This window comes from Staphylococcus sp. HMSC059F04, assembly GCF_001812565.1.
In the GTDB taxonomy this organism is placed as follows: Bacteria; Bacillota; Bacilli; order Staphylococcales; family Staphylococcaceae; genus Staphylococcus; species Staphylococcus lugdunensis.
In genome coordinates this window covers 172958-196895 of the sequence record NZ_KV809470.1, presented here as the reverse complement: position 1 = coordinate 196895, position 23938 = coordinate 172958, and the positions used below count along the sequence as shown (strand labels likewise).

The window sequence follows — 23938 nt, the reverse complement described above, 5'->3', positions numbered from 1 at the left end:
GACTACGAATTCATAATGAATTCTGTCCCGCTCCTTTTATGGATGACTAACGATTAACGTGAGTTGTCCATCAAATTCAACGTCATAATCATCAGCTGTGATAATAAAATGACTGCCTTTGTTAATTGGCCATTGTTCTCCATCTATAGCTACAATACCTTGTCCATCTATCACAGATACTAGACAATAAACATGTGGTTTCTCATATGGTAACGTGCCATCAATTTCCCATTTATCTACTGTAAAGAATGCGTTTGACACAAACTGTGTCATTGACTGGCCGTGCTTGATACTATGTATCGGCACCGTATTAGGATTTTTCGTTTCAAGATCAATAACCGCCTTACTCTGTTCCAAATGCAGTGCACGTAGTTGTCCATTTTTATCTTTGCGATCATAATCATAAATACGATAGGTCGTGTCTGAAGATTGTTGTGTTTCTAGAATCGTTATTCCGGCCCCAATGGCATGTACAGTTCCAGCCGGCACATAGAAAAAATCACCTGCTTTAACCGGAACGTGTTTAAATAACGTGTCAAAGTCTCGTGCATCAATCTTCTGGGCTAACTCAATTTGATTATCTGCATGAACACCATAAATAATTTCTGCACCTTCCTTAGCACTGATAATATACCAACACTCTGTCTTGCCATACTCGCCTTCGTGTGCTAAAGCGTAGGCATCATCCGGATGAACTTGCACAGATAATTTATCATTAGCATCCAAAATCTTTGTTAACAGTGGAAATTGGCTGCGTTGATCTTCTCCAAATAATGCGCGATCTTCATCCCATACTTGCGTCAAAGTCTTTCCTTTATGCGGTCCGTTTTCAATAATGTTCGGACCATTTGGATGTGCTGAAATCGCCCAACATTCACCAGTAGTATGACTTGGAATATCATAATTAAATTGTTGTTGTAAGGCACGACCTCCCCAAATGCGTTCTTGAAAAACTGGTTGTAAAAATAACACCATGTCCTGACGCCTCCTTTATAGTTGTTGTAACATGTGATATATATCTGCTGTTGATGCTGCTTCAATAAATTGTTTACGTGTAGCATCGTCCATTAAGGCTCTTGATAAACGTTGTAACAACTTCAAATGTGTATCATTACTATGATTTGGCACAGCTATTAAGAAAATAATTTGTGGTAATGAACCATCTAGACTATCCCACTTTACACCTGTTTGATGCTGTAATACTGCCACAACAGGTTCTTTAACTGCAGCTGACTTGGCATGTGGAATCGCCACGTTCATTCCTATTGCAGTTGTCGCTTCGGCTTCCCGCGCTACAATAGCATCTTTTAAAGTTAAACAATCATTAATATAGCCATGTTTATCCAATTGCTGAATAAGGCAATCTATTGCTTCATCACGCGTCATAGGTGTTTGGACACGTTCAATCAACTCTTGATGAAAGACTTGTTGTTCAGCAGTATTTTTATTGTCAAGATTTTCATTTACTGACGATTGTGGAGGCGTAGTAACTTCTGTGGCTAACGTTGTTTTTGCCTGTATTTCATCAACATTAATGGCAGGCGTTTTACGTTTTAACAATAATACAGTCAGCGTTGTCACGATACTACCAACAATGACTGCTATAAAGAACCAAACAATATGGTCGATACCTCCAAGTACTGCTACAATCGGACCACCGTGCGCGACACGGTCACCCACACCACCTAAAGCTGCAATCACTGCTGCCACCATTGCGCCAAACATATTGGCTGGGATAATACGCAATGGATCTTGTGCTGCAAATGGAATTGCACCCTCAGTAATACCAAATAATCCCATTGTAAATGACGCTTTACCCATTTCTTGTTCTGATTGATTAAATTTATGTTTTTGGAAAAATGTAGCTAGACCTAAACCTATCGGCGGTGTACACACAGAAACTGCGACCATTCCCATAACCGTATAATTGCCTTCAGCGATCAAAGCCGAACCGAAAAGAAAAGCTACTTTATTAACTGGGCCACCCATATCAAAGGCAATCATTGCACCAATGACTAGTGCTAAGATAATGATATTTGTACCTTGCATACCTTTTAGCCAAGTGGTTAACACACTAAAAATACTCGAGATTGGCCCTCCGATAACAAAAATAAAAATTAAACCGACAACCAATGAAGCTAATATCGGAATAATAATAATTGGCATAATTGGTGCCATCGCTTTTGGAACTTTAACCTGTTTAATCCATTTAGCAACATAACCAGCAATAAACCCTGCAACAATGCCACCAAGAAAACCGGCACCTGCAGCACTACCATAGAAACTACCATCCGCTGCGATAGCACCACCAATCATCCCGGGTACTAAACCTGGTTTATCTGCGATACTATATGCAATATATCCAGCTAAAATCGGTACCATAAATCCAAATGATAATTTTCCTATATTTTCAATTGATTTCCAAAATGTACCATCATGCACCACTAGCCCTTTAGATGATGTTTCTCCGCCTAACGTCAAAGCAATCGCTATCAGCAATCCACCTACAACTATAAATGGCACCATAAATGACACACCATTCATTAGATGTTGATAGACCATTTGCACGCCACTTTTTTTATTTTCATCATCTACCACATCATGTTCGTTTGTTTCACCGTGATGATGATAAATTTTAGCGTCATGATCAATGATACGTTGAATTAATGCTTGTGGATGATGAATGCCTTCGCGCACATTTTCATTAATTAATCGTTTACCATGAAACCGAGCCAAATCAACTTGTCTATCGGCTGCAATAATAATGCCATCTGCCTCACGTATCTCCTTGGCAGTTAACACATTTTCTGCTCCCACGCCGCCCTGTGTTTCAACTTTAATATCAACACCCATCTTTTTAGCTGCTTGTTCTAATTTTTCTTGAGCCATATATGTATGAGCAATTCCATTCGGGCAAGATGTAATCGCTAATATTTTCATTTCAATCACGCTCCTCAACTTAAATTGTAAGCGATAACATTAAGGCATTAAAAAAGATAATTGCCACTAGTACCGGCAATTATCCTTGTATTAATCCGAAAATTTCTTGTTTAAATGCAACTTCGTCTAAGCGACTCAAGTGTTCTACAGCTGAATCATCTAATTGAGCTAGCACGTGCATCAGTTGCTTATTCATGTGTATATCTTGAGGTGTAATGGCTAAGAAAAAGACTAACTTGACCTCATGTTCTTGCCAATAAAAACCCTCACTATGTTTAAAAATTAGAACATGTGACTTTAGCACCTTGTCTGGATCTCCATGCGGCATGGTTACACCATGTCCAATATAGGTGGATGATGCTTTCTCACGTAATAATGCTGTATGAATGTAATCCTCTTGCACTGCATGACATGCCATTAAAATATCATGTGCACGATCAAATAACTCAGGCAAACTTTGATATGACTTAGCTGTAATCACTTTAATAGGAATTGAACTCATATCATGGGAGGTTATGGTTGGATTAAGCTTTTGCTTAACCAATGATTGAATTTGATGTTGATCCTTCTCTGATAATAATGGAGATATCTTTATGACATCAACATATGATGGTACCTCAACATCTATATCATGTGTCATCACTAAAACATCCACACCTTCAAATGAATAAGTAGCCAAATCATCATACTGAAGCGTATCTTGCACTTTAATATGTCGATTTAATGTTGTTAATTTCGTTTCTAATAGTTGAGAAATACCTAAGCCATAGTAGCAACAAATAACCATATGAACACGCGTCACTTCATTTCGATCAATGGATGCTTGAAAATGAATGGTTAAAAAGGCAATTTCATCTTCACTCAGCGTAATATCCGCTCTTTGCGACAGTGTTTGAACAATGTCAAATAATACATTAAAGACATATGGGTAGAGCGTTTTGATTTCACTCGTCAATGGATTATTCATATACACTTCTTTTATAATCCTCAAATACGTACGACTAAAATGTTCTGTTAGATTGTCTTTTAAAATAACATCTTGACTAAATGGAATATGCATCTTTGCTTCCATTTTTAAAATTAATTGTTGAATATAACTATCAATAAATAGTTTTTCGAACGTTAGCTCAAACTTATTAAAATGATAACCGATGAAAAAAGAGAATAGTTGGCTTGTATCATCATTTAAGTCATAACCTAAACGATGATTAATTTCTTCAATAATTCCTCGTGAAATCACTAAGGCTTCTTCATTTAAATGCCAAGACTGTGCATTCGACTGATGTCTTTTCATAATTAAAATAAGATGGATCATCAATTGTTCTATTTGTATGTCGGATGTAGATAGTTGCTCCGCTTGTAAATTAGTTTTAAAAATCTGACGTATTGTACAAACATGTGCTTCGGGTAGTTCATTCAGAATCAAATCTTCCACACGTACATGCTGTGTTGCTAACTGATTCAAATGTAAAATTGCATTATTTATTGCAGTTTCACTACCTTCTACAATAATACCTTTTCTTTTTTTAATATGTATATCTACTTCAAACTTGTCACACCACATGCGCAAACGCTCTAAATAATCCAATAATTCACGCTTTGTGAAACAAAATTGTTGTTCCAAATCTGTCAGAGTTACGATGGTATGATGCATCAACAATCGATAACCCAGCTGCACTAGATGGTTACTATCCTGCAAAGAAAATCTTTGAAGAGCCGCTTCGATATCTTCAATCGTGTAACGCGCCGTATTAAGCGTATATCCTTTAGCCTTTACACTTATAATCAGTTCTGCTAACAGTGACATATTTACAATTTTAATATCATTTCGTGCCGTCCGATTCGATACATTTAAATACGTTGCAATCTCATCTGACGTTAAATAACTCGATTGATTATTTAAAAATAACTGTACTAATTTCAATTGTCGATCAATCATCATTCACCCTACTCTCTATCTCAGGATTCGTTGTTGTTTAATGAGCAACCGTTTTCAAATACTTATTGTAGCCTGGAACAAAACGGAAAGCAATGAAGGATCTAGTAATATTTATATAGGTCTCAACACAAAATAATAGCACAAAGATGGTTTGACATTAAAAATCATCTTTGTGCTTCTTACGACGAGAGCGGGACAGAATTCATAATGCATTCTTAGTCCCGCCCTCTATTAAAAATTTCGTTTATTATTATTTCGTTGTTGAAAATACCGTATTACCAAAATTTTCGCCCTATTATTTTCTGTTATAAGATCATCATTGATAAATGCTAGAATACCTGTACTAATCAAGCAATAAACACACTGTGCATATGGTATAATACGATTTAAAAATATTGGACTTCCACCTGTAATATATGAAATACATACCATTATGCTCATCATAAAGGTTAATATAAGCAGACCCAGCTTTTTCTTCTTATGCGGATGGGAAAAAAGATGCATTCGTATCATATGAAGTTTGCTAAATATACATGCAATTTCTTCGTACATATTCCCTTCAAAATCATAGTATCTATAATGAATACATTTATAAAGTGCTCGTAATGGATAATCTACATTTTTTGAAGCAAGTTCCTTATTTATATCTTCTACTGTATCTAACCTTAATGTGTTTTCATAAAATTTTCTATTTAAACCTCTCTTGATAAACCATCTACCTTGCAAATCCCTGTAAATTATAAAAAAGTTTAAGCATGTCTGTATTAATACGATCCATACCATTATATTTGATAATATCAATGCACATACGATAGCAATTAGCATAATTTCCAAAAAATCATTCTTTAAATTTAGCAGTATTTTTATTTCTATAGCTAATGGAAAGCAAAAAATACCAATGATAACAATTGAATTCAAAAAGAACATAAAATAGTAGTCCCATTTCTTTTCAAAATCAAGAAACTTGAGCATGAATTTAACCGTGCTTTTCAAAATTGCTAGCATGTTCTTGCCTCCAGTAATTTTATTCCATGTTTTAATCTTTATATATACGTAGATGTCTTATTGACATAACCTATGATGCTATTATTAGTAACATTCTAGCATATCTCATTTTATATTTTTTATTATATGTATTCAGCACCCCAACTTGCGTTGTCCGTTGGCTTTCTTTTCGAAAGCCTCTCTGTTGGGGCCCCACCCCAACTTGTGTTGCCTGGTGAATTTCTTCTCGAAATTCTCTCTGTTGCGGCCCTACCCCAACTTGCTTTGCCTGGTGAATTTCTTCTCGAAATTCTCTTTGCTGGGGCCCCTGTCCTTCATTACTTTCATATCTTATTAAGCTATGATACGTTAGGGTTATTCTTAGTAATAAGGAGTTGAACAGTTTGAATCAAGAAGCATTAGATCATGAATTATTGTTAATAAAACAATCTATCGATATGTTACGAGAAACATTAGCACCTGACTTAAAAACTCGTGACTTAATGCTATTGCGATACGGCTATACTGTGAATGAAACGCGTGAACTTGATCGTTATTTCTATGAGTTATTTCAATCTAAAACGTCTGTTTCTTTTGAAGATTATCATCAAAAGGTATGTAAAATTCGAGGTTTACCTCACATTTCGAAAATTCAAACGGAAGACATCTTAATTGGCTACAAAGCGAGTGGCCTTTATATACAATTAATGTCTGAAATCTTGCGAAGTAAATAAGTTTTCTTTATTATTACAAATTGAATAACGCGCTACAAATCCAACTAATTTTGTAGCGCGTTATACTCTGCAGAGCATCGATCGATGTGTCGTTGGAACCTCAGTGATTTCAACTTTTTGACTATAGCTTCATACACAAATTCTTCACTTGTGTTAAATTTAGCAACTCGAAAGTTGCTATGTTTTGATTATATCGCAGTAAACCGCTTGTGCACGTCCAAAATAACGATTATTGAATAGTTGATATAATTATATTTGAAAGTGTTAAATTTACAACTATTTTCGTACAATTTTATTGTATAGATTGTGCATTATATTCTCAATTTTTATTCGTCAAGTCACAATTGCAGAAGAAAAATAAACTACACAACTAAAATAATTAGAAATTAGGCGACACTTTTTGTAAATTGTCTATTAATTCTTATAAAATTACTCATATTTATTGCTAAAACACCACTATAATCCCATAATATTATGTATAATAATAGTGTAGCGATTTTATAGTAAGTTTTGAGTCTTATTATAATAGATGTTGTTCAGACATCATCCAAATAAAATCAGAGCCATGCAATACTTAACTTTTAAGTATCATGACTCTGTTTTTTATATTTCAATTTATTTCGATTTATTAGTACGGCTTTCTTTCCAAAACTGATAGATGTTAAAGGCGATAAATACGAAAGTCAATATAACTAAGCCTATCACAGAAATATAGATATATTGTGAGTTGTCTTTAGCAAACAAACACGCAACAATATTAGGCATACAAAGTGCTAAAATAATCAGTGCATACACTTTTTGCTTTAGTAAAATACACGCTAACATAACTGCAATAAGTAAGACTATCCCTAAAATAATACTTTGCTGTTGATTCAATGTCACGATGTTATAAATCGGAAATTTTTCTGTTAAATACGTACTTAATACCATTAAGCCAAATATAGGAAAACCAGTCAAAAAGGCTAAAACATAAAGCCTCTTCTTATCTCCAAATTTTAAAATAAGCATTTTAATTACATACAATCCTACAATGACATTGATAAAGAAGATAAAGAAAATATTTAAAATATAACCGACACTTAATGTAAATGATTTAGTAAATAAATCTGGGATAGTAAATACGGCAATCATAAAGAGAATAAAGTAAGTCATATACTTAGCCAATTGATTAGCAAACGGCATATGCCGTGCAAAGCGATTGGCATAATCTTGTACTGGCGTGTCAATAATATCGCTCACATCTTTACCTTGCTGTTCACATATCGTTAAATGATCTCTTAATTCTTCATCTATTTCATCAATTTGTTCTTCACTTTTACCTCTAAATAACAATTCTACTCTAAGTTTAGTTAAAAATTCCTCTGACTGTTTACTTAACATTTATTTCACTCCCGAATAAATTTGTCATTCCAATATTTAAATATTGCCATTTTTCTTTAAAACGTGTTAATTCGTCTAAACCACTGTCAGAAATTGTATAATATTTGCGTTTAGGGCCGCCATTATCGGATTTACGTGTTGTGGTATGCACATAACCCTTTTTGCTTAGACGTAGTAAAACTGGATAAATACTCCCATCACTAATTTCTGGAAATTGATTTTCTTTCAATTTTTCTAAAATTTCGTAACCGTACGTTTCACCTTTTGCAATTAAGCCTAAAATTGCACCATCTAAAAGCCCCTTCATCATTTGATTCGAAACAGACATATCTATCACCTTTTTATCAACTATCTTGTAATATAAGATAGTACATCAAATTCATTTTGTCAACTATCTTACAATAAAAGATAGTAATTTTCCAAAAAAACACCCTCAATCCATTTAACCAATGCATTGAGGGTGTGCTGTCCTATTATAAAATAAGTAAATATGGATTTTCGATATATTTTGCTAATACTTTTAAGAACTCTGCAGCGCCTGCGCCATCTAATATTTGATGATCGAAAGTTAAACTTAAAGGAATACGTGACACTTGTCTCAAACTATCACCATCTAATGTGACTTCTTTCATCAATGCACCAACACCTAAAATCCCTGTTTCTCCTAGATTAAGAATAGGGGTAAAGTATTCAATACCACTTGTACCCATATTCGTGATGGTGAATGTTGCACCACTCAATTGAACATCATCTGTGTGACCATCACGTACGGCTTGAGATGTTTTTTTAATTTCTTCAGCGAGTGCACCAATGCTTTTCGTATCAGCTTCATTAATAACAGGTACCATTAGCCCTTCTTCTAATGATGTTGCAATACCTAAATGAACATCCTCATATTCCAATAGCTCACCATTGTCATAGCGTGCATTCATTGCGCCATAGTCTTTTAAGGCAAGTACAACTGCTTTAGCTAAGAGTGCAGTTACAGTTAATTTCACATCTTTATCTGCTTGATTTAATTCAACGGTTAATTTGTCTTTAAAATCAAGTAGACGATCGGCATCTACTTTGCGATGTAATGTTAATTGGGCTGTGTTAGCTAAACTTTCACGCATATTTTGTGCGATGCGCTTACGCATTGGATTTAATCCTTCTCCAATATTAGTAACATCAACGTTTTTACTTGTTTGGACTGATGTTTCAGTAGCTTTACTGTCATCGTAATCATAACCTTGAGCTTCTACGCGTTGAATGTCTAATTTGGTAATACGTGCATTTCCACCTGTGCCTTTTATGCGATTAATATCTAACGCTTTGTCTTCAGCCATATTGCGTGCAAGTGGTGAAATAAAGATACGCGTGTGTTGTGGTGATTTTTCCACATCTGCAGTTGATTTTTCTGTTGAATAAGATTGAGCATCGTCTTTTGCTGTCTCCGTTGACGTCTCATGCTGATCATGTTCTGATGTATCTGCAGTTTCATTTGTTGACTCAGTTGAACTTGAGCTATTATCTGTAGCTTCGTCTGCATCACCAATGATTCCAAGAACACCTTTAACTTTAGCATCTTCTCCTGCTTGAACCTCGATTTTTAGCAATGTTCCTGTCGCTGGCGCTTCAATATCTTGGGTTAATTTTTCTGAGCTAATGGTTGCTATACTATCACCTTCGTTGACATCATCACCTTCAGCGACAAACCATTCTTCTACAGTACCTTCTGTCATTGTCATACCTAGCTTTGGCATAATGATATTTTGACTCATTTATGTCACCCCCTCATTTATGATTTAACTTTTCTTAAGTCATCAACTAATTCTGCTGCAATATCTAATACTTTATCTGCATTTGGAATATATGCTTGTTCTAAGTTTGCTGCGAATGGTACAGGAGTATCTGGCGCCGTTACTTTTTTAATTGGGCCATCTAAATAATCAAAAGCACGGTCGCCCATAACCGAAGCAATATCTCCTGCAACATTACATTGTGGGTTAGATTCATCAATCACAATTAAACGTCCGGTCTTTTTAACAGATGTTAATACAGTTTCTTCATCCCATGGTGAGACAGTGCGTAAATCTATCACTTCAACGTAAATATTGTCGTCTTTTAAACGATCTGCGGTTTCTTCGGCTACAGCAACCATTTTACCAATTGCCACAATGGATAAATCTTCCCCTTCACGGACAACACGTGCTTTACCTATATCAACGGTATAAGGTTCCTCTGGCACATTTCCTTTTTGTCCAAGTAATGTTTTATCTTCTGAAAATACGACTAAATTGTCATCTTGTACCGCCGCCATTAATAATCCTTTGGCATCATATGGGTTTGACGGAACAACTACTTTTACACCTGGTATCGCAGCAAACACGTTATAAAGGGATTGAGAATGTTGTGCCGCTGCACCTGCACCAGCCCCATGAACTGTTCGCACGACAAGTGGAATTTTAGCCTTACCGCCAAACATGTATCTCATTTTTGCGCCTTGGTTTAAAATAGGGTCTAATCCAAATCCTAGAAAATCATTAAACATAAGTTCTGCAATCGGACGCAAGCCTGTAGCTGCTGCCCCCACTCCTGCACTTAATGTAATGTGTTCTGCAATCGGTGTATCAATGACACGATTACGGCTATATTTTTTCGCTAATCCCTTTGTCACTCCAAATACGCCGCCAAAAGTATCATCGTCTTTAATGTGCTTAACGCCTGCACCACCAGAGACATCGGTACCAATGAGAATGACATTTTCATCTTGTTCCATTGATTGATCAATCGCTTCGTTAATTGCACCCATAAATGTTAGCTTTCGCGTTTCAGTCATAATGATATCCTCCTTTTAGGCAAATACATCTTTATATAATGATTCGACATCTGGTAAATCACTGTCATCAGCATATTTCACGGCATCTTCAACTGCTTGTTCTGCAGCTTTTTCAATGTCGTCAGCTTCGTCTTCAGTTAACCAACCTTCTTCAATCGCTTGCTTTCTAAATTCTTCGGTTGCATTTTTATCAGCATTGCGATCATCTGGTGATTTAACCTTTTGTTCGTCACCTTCAAAGTGACCATATTTCCGATAAGTATCACATTCAATTAGGGTCGGTCCTTCACCTTTTTTAGCACGCGCAACCGCTTCTTCTGTCGCTTCTAAGACTGCCATGACATCCATACCATCCACACGTACACCTGGCATGTTATATGCAGAAGCGCGTTCAGCAATTGTCTCTGACGCACTGGCATAATCATGCGTTGTACCTTCACCAAATTGGTTGTTCTCACAAACAAAGATAACCGGTAAATTTAAAATAGACGCAAAATTAAGTCCTTCGTGGAAATTGCCTTCGTTTGCAGCGCCATCACCAAAGAAACATACAGCCACATTTTCTTTCTGCTGGTTGCGAATAGAAATACCTGCTCCGATTGCTAAACCAAAACCGCCACTTACAATTCCATTAGCACCTAACATACCTTTATCAATTTCGGCTACGTGCATAGAACCACCCTTACCATGACCTAATCCTGTTTTTTTACCCATAATTTCTGCCATCATGCCATTCAAATCACAGCCTTTCGCGATGGCATGGCCATGACCACGATGGGTACTCGTGATGTAATCATCATCTTCAAGTTGTGACATGACACCAGTTGCAACTGCTTCCTCTCCAACATATAAATGGACAAAACCAGGAATTTTACCATCACTGAAAATTTTGTGCACTTTTTCTTCAAAATAGCGAATTTCATTCATTGTCTTATAAATCCAACGTGCTTGTTCTTTTTCCATAACTCATTCCTCCTCATATCCTCTTGATAGTGGTTTGCTAAGTCCATTTAGTCATCGTCGTTGCTTTAACTAAACATCATGGCATATCTCACATATGAATCGCCTGATTATAATAAGCATCTGCACCTTCTCCAATCGCTTCCAACAATGCCGGATGGGGTTGAATAATTTCACTCAGCTCAGCAATCGTTCCCTCAGATGCTTTAACACCTAGTAATTCCCCAATTAAATCGGTAGCATGTGGTCCTACTATAAATGCACCTAGTATTTCTTTATATTTTTCATCTATTACCAACTGTACAAATCCTTGGCCTTCACCTTTAATTATGGCTTTAGCATTTCCTTGAAAACCAGATGTCGTCACTTTCACTTCGTAACCTAGCGCTTCAGCTTGTTCAGCTGATAATCCTACCGATGCAGCCTCGAGACGTGTATAAATACAGCGAGTAATATCTTCTTGTTTAATTGTTTTGGGCTGCATTCCAGCTAAATGTTCAGCTACATGTATACCATGAGCACTTGCGGCATGCGCTAATTGATAACCAGATGTTAAATCTCCGATTGCATAAAGATGTGCTTTTGATGTTTGATAGTGCACATCAACTTGTAGGTACTTACCGTCACGACTCAACTCCAAATCATTTACAATTTCGATGTTTGGTTGACGCCCTGTTGCTACTAACAAACGATCAAAAGAAATCTTATCTTGTCCTTTTAAATGCAATGACTTTTTCTCTACCTTTTCAATATCTGCAGATGTAATAATTTCAATCCCTTGTGACTCTAAATGTTCTCTCAACAGCGCTCTCACTTCATCAATTTCAGTAAGCAATATATCATCTGCTACTTCTACAATGGTTACTTTGACACCTAAATCTGCCATGGATGATGCCAATTCTGTAGCAATGACGCCACCACCTATGACTACTAATGATTTAGGTAACGCTTCCATATCAAAAAACGTATCTGTCGTTTCATAATCAACGTTTTCTAAACCTGGAATAGGTGGTACAAATGGTCGACTGCCTGTTGCTAATACAACATCTTGTGATGACAATGTTTCATCATTTACTGTAACTGTAAGATCAGAATTGATTTTGGCTTCTCCCTTATAATAACTAACCTTATTTTTCTTCAATAAATGGGTCACACCACTTGTTAATGTTTGTACAACTTGTACTTTACGTGAAGTTAATTGCGCAGCATCAATCGTCAAGTTTGATGTGTGAATACCCCATTCATCTGCACTTTGAATGTCATGCACTTTCTTACCATGCTCTAATAAGGTCTTGGATGGAATACACCCAACATTAAGGCATGTACCACCAGCATTATTCTTTTCTATGATAGCTACTGTCTTACCTAATTGGGCCGCACGAATTGCTGACACATAACCACCTGGACCGGCACCAATAATAATCACATCATACTTTTCTGTCATGAATGTCCCCCCTTTTGTTCACAATGTTTTATGACTTAATATACAATGACTAGTGTTTCTAGAAATAAGAAGATTTTTGCAAGCGTTTTCTTATTTCTTCACCACCATTTTACGCCCGCGTTTTTGAATATTCAAATAAATATATATTTTAAGTTATTGTTAATTTAAAAATAAAACAAGTGGACCTTAATTAAGTATCGCAATTCATAATTGCCAATTTGAGAAATAGCAACCTTGCTTAGTCAATTTTTTATACACTTTTTTAATCCCAGACACATACACAAATGCATTTCAAAGAAGCAAAATACTGCCGGTTCCTTTTCAGCGTTTAACACTTAGTTTAATGCCTCATCTATGTTTTCTATAACATCAAAATAATTGCATTAAAAAAGGAGCAGGATAAAATTCATTATGAATTCGTAGTCCAGCCCCGGCATGATTTAAATATGTATCTCCAATCTTTTTTAGCAACGTCAAAATTCAACTTAACATTGTTATATCTTCTATAACTTTAAATCCTTACTTTCATTTTTCAGCGTGTTTTTTCTTACGATCTTCTTGAGCACTTACCCATTGCCCTAATAAAAAAAGCTCTGCAATAATTGTTAAAAGGATGGTCCCAATTAATTTCAATCCTAAAATCCCTGTAATATGCATATAAACAATTACTGCCAAGGTAATAATTGGAATAATTAATCCAAATCGTTTTTTCCCTGTACGTGATAATAAATATTGTGTAGCAATAACAGCAGAAGCTAATAGCACAGGTGTTATTATTTTTAATATTTCCATAAATGTTCCCAACATCATCAACCTTTCTCTTTCTTGTTATTCAACCCAAAAAACATTTTCGCATCATTTAAACTCAACTTTTCTTCAACTTCTAAGCTATAAACATTCTTTACTAAAGGATTTTCAATTGTATCATCAGCGCATTTAACTCGCTAGCTCATATGGGTTAAGTAGCTGCTTAACAGTAGGATAATAAACATCATAGTATTTAAATAATGCATTTAATGACGCAAACAACAGTACCAATTTTTTAATCAATTTAAAATCTGTTTAATCTTATTTAACTATCCAACTTACACTATGACTGTAATTCATACTTATTCCTTCTAATGTGCAATATATCACAATTTTGATGTTATTAAGCTTAAATTTTTCTTAATTGATATTTAAACTTTGCTTATGTCTTTTCGATATAATCATAAGAAATATGCCTTTCACAAATTAAAATAAGGTGCATCCCTAACAGTCAGATCATTGTCCAACTTTTGAGATGCACCTTAGAAAAATGATGGTTTCAACTATGACATAAGTGCTGCTTTAATTTTAGTTAATCCTTGCTGTAACACTGTTCTTGGCACAGCTAAATTAATTCTGATATGACCATCTGCATTATGTACAAACTGTTCTTGACCTTCGATTATCACGCCTGCCCGCTTAATAAAATACTTCGCCATAGGTTCAGAAATATGCTGCTGCGTGATATAATCACTCAAATCTACCCAAGCCAAATATGTTGCTTCTGGGATTTTAAATTTCGCATTTGGAAGCTCTTGTTGTAAAAATTGTTTTAACCATTCAAAGTTGCCATCTAAATAAGTATTCATAGCTTGTAGCCAATCTTCACCTTGTTCATAAGCAGCTTGAGTTGCTGCAATGCTCAATGGATTCTCACTACCAAAATGTTGTTGTTTCCATGTATTTAATAGTCCTTTATGCCTAATAATTAGATTTGAAAACATAAGCCCAGCTATGTTAAACGCTTTGCTTTGTGACATGGCTGTAATAACTTTATCATAGTCAGGAAGAACGGTCGCAAATGGTAAATGTTGCATACCTTTTCTCATTATATCGCAGTGAATTTCATCAGAAATTAACCACACATCATGTGCTTTCATAATATTTCCGAAGCGTTCTAATTCCTCACGTGACCATACACGTCCAGATGGATTATGTGGATTGCAGAAAATACATAGCTTAATATTATGTTGTACAATTTGACGTTCTACATCATCAAAATCAATGCGATAATACTCCTCTTCGTTGATAAGTGGTGAGTAGTGTACCTCAACTTGATTCTCATCACATGCCATTTTAAATGGACCATAACTTGGCGTTAAAATAAGCGCATGATCATCATTGTTACAAATATAACTTACTAACTCTATCAATCCGGCAACGATTCCATGAGAAAATACCAATTGCTCTTGCGGAAAGTGATAGCCGTAACGTGATTGCGTCCATTTAACAAATGCGTTGTAATAATCCACATGGAATACTTGTGTGTAACCTAAAATTTTTTGATCTAAACGACGACGAATGGCATTCAGTACCACGTCAGGTGTCGCAAAATCCATGTCCGCTATCCATAAGCGAATTAAGTCATCAGTATGTTGTAAATCTGACACATCTGCATTACCAAATAAATATGGCAGATAGCCTTCAACATTCATCGCATTGGTTGAACGTCTATCAATGATTTCATCAAAATTATATGTCATATCAGTACCTCCGCTAAGTCTTTATACCGATTATAGCCTATTATTTTCTTTTATTCATTTACAATCCATAACAAGTGAAAAGACAGTGTGGAACATAAATAGAACGGATTAAAATTGCAACGCCAAAATCTTTTTATCAAGTATAGTTTCCACAATATCATTTGAACGCATAAAAACCGAAGTTTTATTAGTAGCAGATGTTGCATCATGTTACCGCGCTTATTTCTTAAAAAACTTCGCCGTAAAACGACACATGAATACGTAATATATATAACGAGACCCCCGAGAATACAGTGTTCGACAAAGACCGGCCCCCAACAAAGAGAATTTCGAAAAGAAATTCGCCAAACAAAGCAAGTTGGGGTGAAGAGATAGCGCTCTATGCATACGAGTCAATCATACGACGTATTATGAATAAAGAAGCCAGTAAATGAGTTTTTGTAAACTCATTTACTGGCTAAATTTCTAGTGTTTATATCACAATCTGTTCAACTATTATAAATAATTTAAATTTAAGCCAATCCATCCACGATATACATTACGCCTATGATGGTAAAACTTATGCCAATCATCATCGATACAATGACCATTCCCATCATTGGATTAAACAGCAGAATAATACCAAATAGCAAACCAAGCATATTGATCAAAATTGATAGTCCTTTAAATCGCCCTTGTCCTGACAATGTCATTAAACCAATGACTGAGCTAATCACAAACCAAACGGCAAACATGTAGATAAAAAAGGCTGAGCCTACACCAACATTGAACATGACTAGTAGACCAAATATAATGTCAATTACCGCCATAAACGTTGTTAAAGTGCCACTACCAGTCATCGCCTTGGCTGCTCTTCTGAAAAAGAGCCCTAATATACCATTAATCACAATAAATACACCAATTAGCCACGTTAAGGCATAAAAATTTTTAACCGGATGACTAAAAATAATAATAGCAGTAATCAATAATAGGGTTCCCATAATGAGACTTGACCATTTTAATTTGTCATTTTGATTACGCATCATTCACACTCCTTGCATTTCCGTTGTTTATGTTAAGGCCAATCCAATAAGCAAGCCAAATATAAAACAACTTATTATTTATCTACTAAATACCCCTATAACACAACTATAATCATGACATATCCACTAGTTAAACAATTAAAATACATTAAGAATTACTTATTATGATTATTAAAAATAATAGCATAATATTATTATGACATTTTAATGACATCAATCATTTATTATTGTATGCATGCTATGATAATAATTGAACGTTGACAAAGTTTCGAAGCAATTTAAAAAGGAGGGCTGTCTATTGAACAAACGGCAAATTAAGGCAATGGGAACCCTCATACAACTATCTATCAATCACGATGATGCAGAATACTTATTCGATCTCGCTGAAGCCAAAATTAGAGCTTGGGAACAACGTTTTAGCGCGAACAATACCCAATCAGAGTTGATGGCAATCAATCAACAAGCCGGTATTCGTCCAGTTCAGGTACATCCTGAATTGTTTCATCTTATTAAAAAAGCACATCAAGCATCAATGTCATCCAATCTAAAATTAAATATTTTAATTGGTCCCCTCGTCAAGTTATGGCGAATTGGCTTTGAAGATGCTCAATTACCCACAAACACAGAAATTCAACAACGACTAAGACGCATTCAACCACATCACTTATACTTAAACGATGCCAAACATGAGATTTTTTTAGCACAGCATGGTATGGAAATCGATTTAGGTGCAATTGCAAAAGGTTATTTTGCCGACGAATTACAAGCATTTTTTCTTCAAAATGGTGTAACTTCAGGCATTATCAATCTTGGGGGTAATGTCATTACAATTGGCAGTCCTGCTACACACAAAACTTGGCATGTAGGTATTAGAGACCCATTTCATCACGATGGATTACCATTATTAACCGTAGAGATACAGCAACAATCGGTCGTGACATCTGGTATTTATGAGCGCTATTTCTATCAAGATGGTCAACTGTATCATCATATTTTGGATAGTACTACTGGCTACCCAGTGAACAATGATATTGCAAGTGTTACGATTATTTCTAACCATTCTATAGATGGCGAAATTTGGTCAACGCTATGTAGCTTCGGCTACGCGCAACAGAATATTGATTTGTTAAACCAAATCGACGGAGTTGAAGGAGTGATTATACGCAAAAATCATGACATCTTGTTTACACATCAATTAAGAACAAAATTGCATTTATAATCTTTGCTCATAAGAGCATATATTTTTTACATCATATTGTGAATATTTTCACAATACACACTCAGGAGGATGTTATTATGGATAAACACATTACTGATCAGCTGGCACTACATTGTGGTGCAACATTAAAGAATCGTGTTTTAATGGCACCAATGACGATTCAAGCTGGCTATTTTGATGGTAGCGTCACTAGAGAGATGATTGACTACTACCAATTTAGAGCTGGGAGTGCATCAGCAATAATTGTCGAAAGTTGCTTCGTTGAAGACCACGGTAGAGGCTTTCCTGGCGCTATAGGTATCGATACGGATGAAAAGATTCCTGGTTTAACACGCTTAGCCGATGCCATTAAATCAAAAGGTTCGAAAGCAATTTTACAACTATATCATGCTGGTCGTATGGCTAATCCAAAATTAAATGCTGGTGAAACACCTATTTCTGCTAGTCCAGTAGCTGCTTTAAGACCTGACGCTGCAGTACCACGAGAAATGACCCACAATCAAATTTTAAACATGATTGAACGCTTTGGAGAAGCAACAAGACGTGCCATTGAAGCAGGTTTTGATGGTGTTGAAATTCATGGTGCTAACACGTACCTTCTACAACAATTTTTCTCTCCACACTCTAACCGCCGACAAGATGACTGGGGCGGATCACGAGAAAAACGAACAAACTTCCCCGTTGAAGTATTGAAAAAAGTACAACAAGTTGCCTCAGAACATCATGCGCAAAATTTTATTATTGGTTACCGCTTCTCCCCTGAAGAAATAGAAGAACCTGGTATTCGCTTTGAAGATACGATGTTCTTACTTAACACCTTGGCACAGTACCATCCAGATTACTTCCATATTTCTGCTAATAGCTATAAACGAACTTCTATCGTTAACCAAGATGATACTGAACCGCTAATTAATAAATATTTATCCCTTCAAAATGAAACATTGGCAGAGATTCCAATCATGGGTGTTGGAAGCATTGCACAACGTGCAGATGCAGAAGAAGCCTTGACTCTAGGCTATGATTTAATGAGTGTTGGTAAAGCTTATTTAGTCGAGCCAAATTGGTTAGAAAAAATATTAAATGACGAAACTGTAGAAGATTTCGCAGATATACACGATCAACAAACGCTACACATTCCTTCACCTTTATGGAAAGTCATGGACTTTATGATTCTTGATAAGGCCGAAGAACATAGAAAATATGAAAAATTAAAAGCATTACAAAATAAAAAAGTAGCGTTTAAAGCAGGAGTTTACAACGTTTATGCGAAAGGACATAATGGTAATTTGCCAATGCAAGTAGAACTGTCTAAAGATAAAATTATAAGCGTTCATGTGGATGACAGCGGCGAGTCTGAAGGAATTGCTAATCCTGTCTTTGAACGTTTACCTCGCGATATTATCGACGGACAAACATTAAATGTTGATGTCATTTCAGGTGCTACCGTAACCAGCCAAGGTATTATTGATGGTATAGCCGATGCCATCACTCAAGCTGGTGAAGATCCAGATATTTTACGAGCTAGACCAAAACCTGTTGTGCAATGGTCAAATGAAACAATAGAAGAAACGACAGATATTGTTGTAATTGGCACGGGTGGTGCTGGATTAAGTGCAGCTGCTACAGCTTTGGATAATAACAAAGAGGTTATTATGTTGGAAAAATTCCCTGCTATTGGTGGTAATACAATTCGAACTGGTGGCCAAGTCAACGCACCAGAACCACAATGGCAAAATCGCTTCCCTGCACTCGCTGGTGAAAGAGATACATTACGTGAACTCTTATCATTAGACGAAGCAAACATTGCTGAGGACTACCTAGAAGATTTCCACAAAGTAAAAGATCAAATCAAAGACTATTTGAACGCTACAGAAGAAGAGAAACCTTATCTCTTTGATTCAATCGAATTACATCGTATACAAACTTATCTTGGTGGTAAGCGCACAGATAAATACGGCGAAGAGATTTCTGGACAATATGATTTAGTTAAAACATTAACAGACAATGTATTAACATCTGTTAAATGGTTGACAGACAAAGGTGTTCATTTTGACCGTTCTTTCGTTGATATGCCTGTAGGTGCGTTATGGCGTCGTGGCCATAAACCTATGAAAGCACAAGGTTTAGAATATGTAGAGACGTTAAGTAACTATGTTAAAACAAACGGCGGACGTATTTTTACAGAAACGACAGCTGAAAAACTGATTGTTGAAGACCATAAAGTGGTTGGTGTTGAAGCACGTAAAGCAAATGGTGCCAAAGTGCATATTCGCGCACGTTACGGTGTCATTCTTGCTACAGGTGGTTTTGGTGCTAATACGAAAATGCTCCAACAATACAATACGTATTGGGATAACATACCTGATGATATTAAAACTACTAATTCCCCTGCCATTACTGGTGACGGTATTCGCTTAGGTGCTCAAGCGGGTGCACAACTTGTAGGCATGGGCTTCACACAAATGATGCCTATTTCCGATCCGAAAACAGGTGCACTCTTTACTGGCTTAATCGTGACACCATCAAACTTTATCTTCGTCAATAAAGATGGTAAACGTTTTGTCAATGAGTTTGAAAGTCGTGACGTCTTATCCAAAGCTGCTTTAGAACAACCTGACGGCTTATTCTACATCATTGCAGATGCGAATATTAAAGAACTCGCAATGAATACATCTGAAGATAAGATTAATCATGAGCTTGAAGACGGCACACTCGTTAAAGCTGATACATTAGCGGCACTAGCTGAAAAATTAAATATAAATCCTGACACATTTATCAATACAATAGAGCGCTATAACGCTGCTGTCGACAAAGGACATGATGATGATTTTGGTAAAAATGCCTTTGATCTTAAAATTGAAAAAGCACCATTCTATGCAACACCACGAAAACCTGCCGTGCATCATACCATGGGTGGTTTAAGTATTAACACAGGTGCTCAAGTACTCGATATTAATGGCCAAGTCATTCAAGGTTTATATGCTTCTGGTGAAGTTGCAGGAGGTATACATGCTGGTAACCGATTAGGTGGTAATGCACTAGCTGATATCTTTACATTTGGTCGTATTGCAGCTCAAACCGCATCAGAGCATCAAGTTATTAAGGAATAGGTCGTGATGAGTATGTCAAATTCATATCAAAAAGGTAAACAACTTATTATTGGAATTATATTAGGTATTTTAACGTATTGGCTTTTTGCGCAATCATTATTGAATATTGCACCTCATGTGCAACATGACTATAAAATAGACATGAGTGTAGTTAATATAGCAGTGAGCTTAACCTCATTACTTACAGGCGTCTTTATCGTTGTAGCAGGCGGATTATCTGATAAATTAGGCCGTGTCAAAATGACCAACATCGGATTAATCCTTAGCATTATTGGTTCTTTAGCACTCATTGTCTCAAACATGCCTATCTTATTATTAACAGGCCGTGTCTTACAAGGATTGTCAGCAGCTTGTTTATTGCCTTCTACAATTGCTTTAATTAATCAATTTTTTACTGGTGAAGAACGGCAAAAAGCTTTAAGTTTTTGGTCATTTGGCTCTTATGGTGGTACAGGTTTAGCGTCATTATTCGCTGGTACTATTGCAACTTATGTAGGTTGGCGTTGGATTTTTATCCTATCTATCATCTTTGCGTTTATCGCAATTATCTTATTGCGTGGTACACCTGAATCCAAAGATCGTTCTAGCGATGGTAAACGCTTTGATGTCATCGGTATCATTGTCTTTGTAATCATGATGGTCAGTGTCAATGTAGTGATTACGCAAGGATCAAAAATTGGCTGGTTAAGCCCAATCATTTTAACCTTGATGATTATATTTGTACTCACGTTATTTATCTTTTATTTTTACGAACAACGACAACGGCATCCCTTTATCGACTTTAGTTTATTTTCAAACAAGGTCTATATTGGAACAACAATTGCCAATTTATTAGTAAATACCGTGATTGGTTCACTTGCTTTATTCAATATTTTTGCGCAAGCGGGCTTAGGTTTAACCGGAGCACAAGCTGGACTGATTACTATCCCTTATATGCTAGGCAGTCTATTAATGATACGTATTGGTGAGCGTTTTATGCAAAAAAAAGGCCCACAAATCCCATTGATGGCTGGTCCAATATCAATTAGTGTAGGTATTTTGTTGCTTGCCTTAAACTTCTTACCACATATCCTGTATTACATCATTGCTCTTATTGGTTTCTCTTTTATAGGACTGGGATTGGGCTTCTTCGCCACACCAGCGCTATCAACTGCAGTATCTAATGCACCTGAATCTAAGGTCGGTATGGCTTCAGGTATCATTAAAATGACCTCTACATTAGGTGCCGCATTCGGTATCGCTGTAGTAACAACTGTTTATTCAACTTTAGAGATAAACCACACACCTCATATGGCAGCAACTATCGCCCTTATTGTCGGTGCATGTATGGTCATTTCAGCCTTTATAGTAGCTTTCTTAGTTATACCTAAACAACACGTCAAAGCCTAACTTTTCACAGTCTAGGACATCAATACCTCTGACAAGTTAGGGCCGGGCCCCAACAAAGAGAATTTCAAAAAGAAATTCATCAAGCAAAGCAAGTTGGGGGCGGGGCCCCAACAAAGAGAATTTCTAAAAAGAAATTCATCAAGCAAAGCAAGTTGGGGTATACACAATATTAAGTGTTATATATAAAAGAAGCACAGAGATGGTTTGATATAAATCATCTTTGTGCTATTATTTTAGAATCTTTTTCTTAGCCTGTTTTATACGATGTGACTTTTACTATTATATAATAATTCAGCGTTTTAGATGATTGAAAAAGCTTGGTATCCAGCGTATTTTCAACCCAGTCAACTAGTGACAATATATAGTTTATAGCCTAAAACATAATGATGTCCCAGACTTTCTTTTTAATAATTAAAGTTATCACTGTATCTTTATAACGAATCGATATCTTTTTTCGTCGATGATTGATACAAGCGTGTAACACCTGTTTTCTCTAGTGATAGGACAATATAATAGCCAAATAATCCTGATAAAATGGTTCCACTTAAAATGCGAATCACATAAAGTAATATCACATTCCACCACGGCATATTGCCTAAATAATTAAAGAACCAATCGACAGGAACGGTAAAAATTCCTGCAGTTGCCCCTGCCAACATGGCAACAGATGCTTTCGTTGACTTATATTTAAAAATTAAGAAAATCAATTCACATGCAAGACCTTGTGCAAGACTGTGCATGATGATTGACATGTTTAACTCGCCAGATAATATTGTTTCTCCTGCGCCAGCTGCAAGTTCTGCTAAAATGGCAACACCCGGTTTACGAATGATAAGAAAAGCAACAATCGCCGCGATAAACCATAAACCATATGCAATTTGGTCTAAATGCAATCCTAGTGGTTTTAATGCGGCAACGGTTAAGCCTACCATTTTATAAATAATTCCAAAAATAAAACTAATTAATACGGTGACTAAAATATCTGCTAACGTCAATCTTTTCATTCTTACTCTACTCCTTCGATAACATTGAGCAGAAAAGTACAAAAAAAGAGAGAGACAACAATCTAGTTTCAGAACTTTTGGTTCCGAAAGCATAAGCTATTCCTGTCTCAACCTCGTAAAAAAAGTATATATATCCCGCATCCTATATACTTCCCTACGCTAGTATTAACTAGGTCAGGTTCAAAGGGTTTGGATGACACCATCTCAGTTCGAAAACACCCCTAGTACTTATATCTGCATTACTTAAAATATAGTTCATTTAAAATACAATGTCAAAATTATTTTTGCATACACGATCTATCTTCAATATAATAAAAGTATTCCAATATTATACATCACTATGGGTGCATCTTGCTGAGAGAAGTAACTTACTTCAACCATTGAACCTGATATGGCTAATACCAACGTAGGAAAGTGATTAGATTTAATTACCGCTGAGCAGGATGTACCATTATATGATGGTGTATCCTGCTTTTTATTTA

The 23938-nt window shown here is 35.9% G+C and carries 18 protein-coding genes and 2 riboswitches; of the genes, 4 read left to right on the top strand and 14 right to left on the bottom strand.

All coding sequences use genetic code 11. The features are described from left to right. Window positions 1–36: 36 nt before the first annotated feature. The 4 genes from manA to HMPREF2864_RS07885 form a co-directional block, all read right to left on the bottom strand. Complete coding sequence (manA, locus tag HMPREF2864_RS07900; RefSeq protein WP_002479029.1) at window positions 37–975, bottom strand: mannose-6-phosphate isomerase, class I; 939 nt, start codon at window positions 973–975, stop codon at window positions 37–39. A 15-nt stretch (window positions 976–990) separates the two neighbouring features. Further along, window positions 991–2940 carry a fructose-specific PTS transporter subunit EIIC gene (locus HMPREF2864_RS07895; protein WP_070545303.1) on the bottom strand — a complete coding sequence of 650 codons (1950 nt, stop codon included), beginning with the start codon at window positions 2938–2940 and terminating at the stop codon, window positions 991–993. 79 nt (window positions 2941–3019) lie between these two features. Then, window positions 3020–4882: a BglG family transcription antiterminator gene (locus HMPREF2864_RS07890; RefSeq protein WP_002460735.1), complete on the bottom strand. Its 1863-nt coding sequence runs from the start codon at window positions 4880–4882 to the stop codon at window positions 3020–3022. A 228-nt stretch (window positions 4883–5110) separates the two neighbouring features. Beyond that, complete coding sequence (locus HMPREF2864_RS07885; protein WP_070545305.1) at window positions 5111–5884, bottom strand: hypothetical protein; 774 nt, start codon at window positions 5882–5884, stop codon at window positions 5111–5113. Between the two features lie 383 nt (window positions 5885–6267). On the opposite strand from HMPREF2864_RS07885, the gene HMPREF2864_RS07880 reads away from it, so the two are divergent. After that, window positions 6268–6597 carry a hypothetical protein gene (locus HMPREF2864_RS07880; RefSeq protein WP_002460738.1) on the top strand — a complete coding sequence of 110 codons (330 nt, stop codon included), beginning with the start codon at window positions 6268–6270 and terminating at the stop codon, window positions 6595–6597. Window positions 6598–7212: 615 nt separating this feature from the next. Here HMPREF2864_RS07880 and HMPREF2864_RS07875 read toward each other — a convergent pair. The 9 genes from HMPREF2864_RS07875 to HMPREF2864_RS07835 form a co-directional block, all read right to left on the bottom strand. Further along, on the bottom strand, window positions 7213–7977 hold the full coding sequence (locus HMPREF2864_RS07875; RefSeq protein ID WP_002460739.1) for a hypothetical protein: 765 nt from the start codon (window positions 7975–7977) through the stop codon (window positions 7213–7215). Then, entirely contained in the window at window positions 7967–8305 is a 339-nt protein-coding gene (locus HMPREF2864_RS07870; RefSeq protein ID WP_002460740.1) for a PadR family transcriptional regulator, read from the bottom strand. The genes HMPREF2864_RS07875 and HMPREF2864_RS07870 overlap by 11 nt, the downstream gene beginning before the upstream one ends. A gap of 145 nt (window positions 8306–8450) precedes the next feature. Beyond that, entirely contained in the window at window positions 8451–9740 is a 1290-nt protein-coding gene (locus tag HMPREF2864_RS07865) for a dihydrolipoamide acetyltransferase family protein (RefSeq protein ID WP_002479035.1), read from the bottom strand. A gap of 17 nt (window positions 9741–9757) precedes the next feature. Continuing rightward, window positions 9758–10798 (bottom strand): alpha-ketoacid dehydrogenase subunit beta, encoded by a 1041-nt coding sequence (locus HMPREF2864_RS07860; RefSeq protein WP_070545307.1) that lies wholly within the window; start codon window positions 10796–10798, stop codon window positions 9758–9760. 15 nt (window positions 10799–10813) lie between these two features. Beyond that, window positions 10814–11761, bottom strand: coding sequence for a thiamine pyrophosphate-dependent dehydrogenase E1 component subunit alpha (locus tag HMPREF2864_RS07855; RefSeq protein WP_002479037.1), 948 nt, complete (start codon window positions 11759–11761; stop codon window positions 10814–10816). Window positions 11762–11849: 88 nt separating this feature from the next. Continuing rightward, window positions 11850–13202, bottom strand: a complete 1353-nt coding sequence (lpdA, locus tag HMPREF2864_RS07850) for a dihydrolipoyl dehydrogenase (RefSeq protein ID WP_070481894.1) — start codon at window positions 13200–13202, stop codon at window positions 11850–11852. A 525-nt stretch (window positions 13203–13727) separates the two neighbouring features. Then, window positions 13728–14012, bottom strand: a complete 285-nt coding sequence (locus HMPREF2864_RS07845; RefSeq protein WP_002460747.1) for a hypothetical protein — start codon at window positions 14010–14012, stop codon at window positions 13728–13730. A gap of 500 nt (window positions 14013–14512) precedes the next feature. After that, window positions 14513–15712 carry a MalY/PatB family protein gene (locus tag HMPREF2864_RS07840; protein ID WP_070545311.1) on the bottom strand — a complete coding sequence of 400 codons (1200 nt, stop codon included), beginning with the start codon at window positions 15710–15712 and terminating at the stop codon, window positions 14513–14515. Window positions 15713–16224: 512 nt separating this feature from the next. Continuing rightward, on the bottom strand, window positions 16225–16734 hold the full coding sequence (locus tag HMPREF2864_RS07835) for an HdeD family acid-resistance protein (RefSeq protein WP_037543380.1): 510 nt from the start codon (window positions 16732–16734) through the stop codon (window positions 16225–16227). Window positions 16735–17032: 298 nt separating this feature from the next. Here HMPREF2864_RS07835 and HMPREF2864_RS07830 point away from each other — a divergent pair, with 298 nt between their 5' ends. The 3 genes from HMPREF2864_RS07830 to HMPREF2864_RS07820 all read left to right on the top strand — a co-directional run bounded on the left by HMPREF2864_RS07830 (window position 17033) and on the right by HMPREF2864_RS07820 (window position 22452). Then, window positions 17033–17953: an FAD:protein FMN transferase gene (locus tag HMPREF2864_RS07830; RefSeq protein ID WP_037543383.1), complete on the top strand. Its 921-nt coding sequence runs from the start codon at window positions 17033–17035 to the stop codon at window positions 17951–17953. Window positions 17954–18030: 77 nt separating this feature from the next. Further along, window positions 18031–21063, top strand: coding sequence for an NADH-dependent flavin oxidoreductase (locus HMPREF2864_RS07825; RefSeq protein WP_070545313.1), 3033 nt, complete (start codon window positions 18031–18033; stop codon window positions 21061–21063). Between the two features lie 12 nt (window positions 21064–21075). Then, complete coding sequence (locus HMPREF2864_RS07820) at window positions 21076–22452, top strand: MFS transporter (RefSeq protein ID WP_070545412.1); 1377 nt, start codon at window positions 21076–21078, stop codon at window positions 22450–22452. A gap of 431 nt (window positions 22453–22883) precedes the next feature. Here the strand turns inward: HMPREF2864_RS07820 and HMPREF2864_RS07815 are convergent, their stop codons facing one another. Next, window positions 22884–23456: an ECF transporter S component gene (locus HMPREF2864_RS07815; protein WP_037543389.1), complete on the bottom strand. Its 573-nt coding sequence runs from the start codon at window positions 23454–23456 to the stop codon at window positions 22884–22886. A 134-nt stretch (window positions 23457–23590) separates the two neighbouring features. Then, window positions 23591–23689: riboswitch (TPP riboswitch) on the bottom strand. Between the two features lie 97 nt (window positions 23690–23786). Further along, window positions 23787–23886, top strand: a riboswitch (TPP riboswitch). Window positions 23887–23938 lie beyond the last annotated feature (52 nt).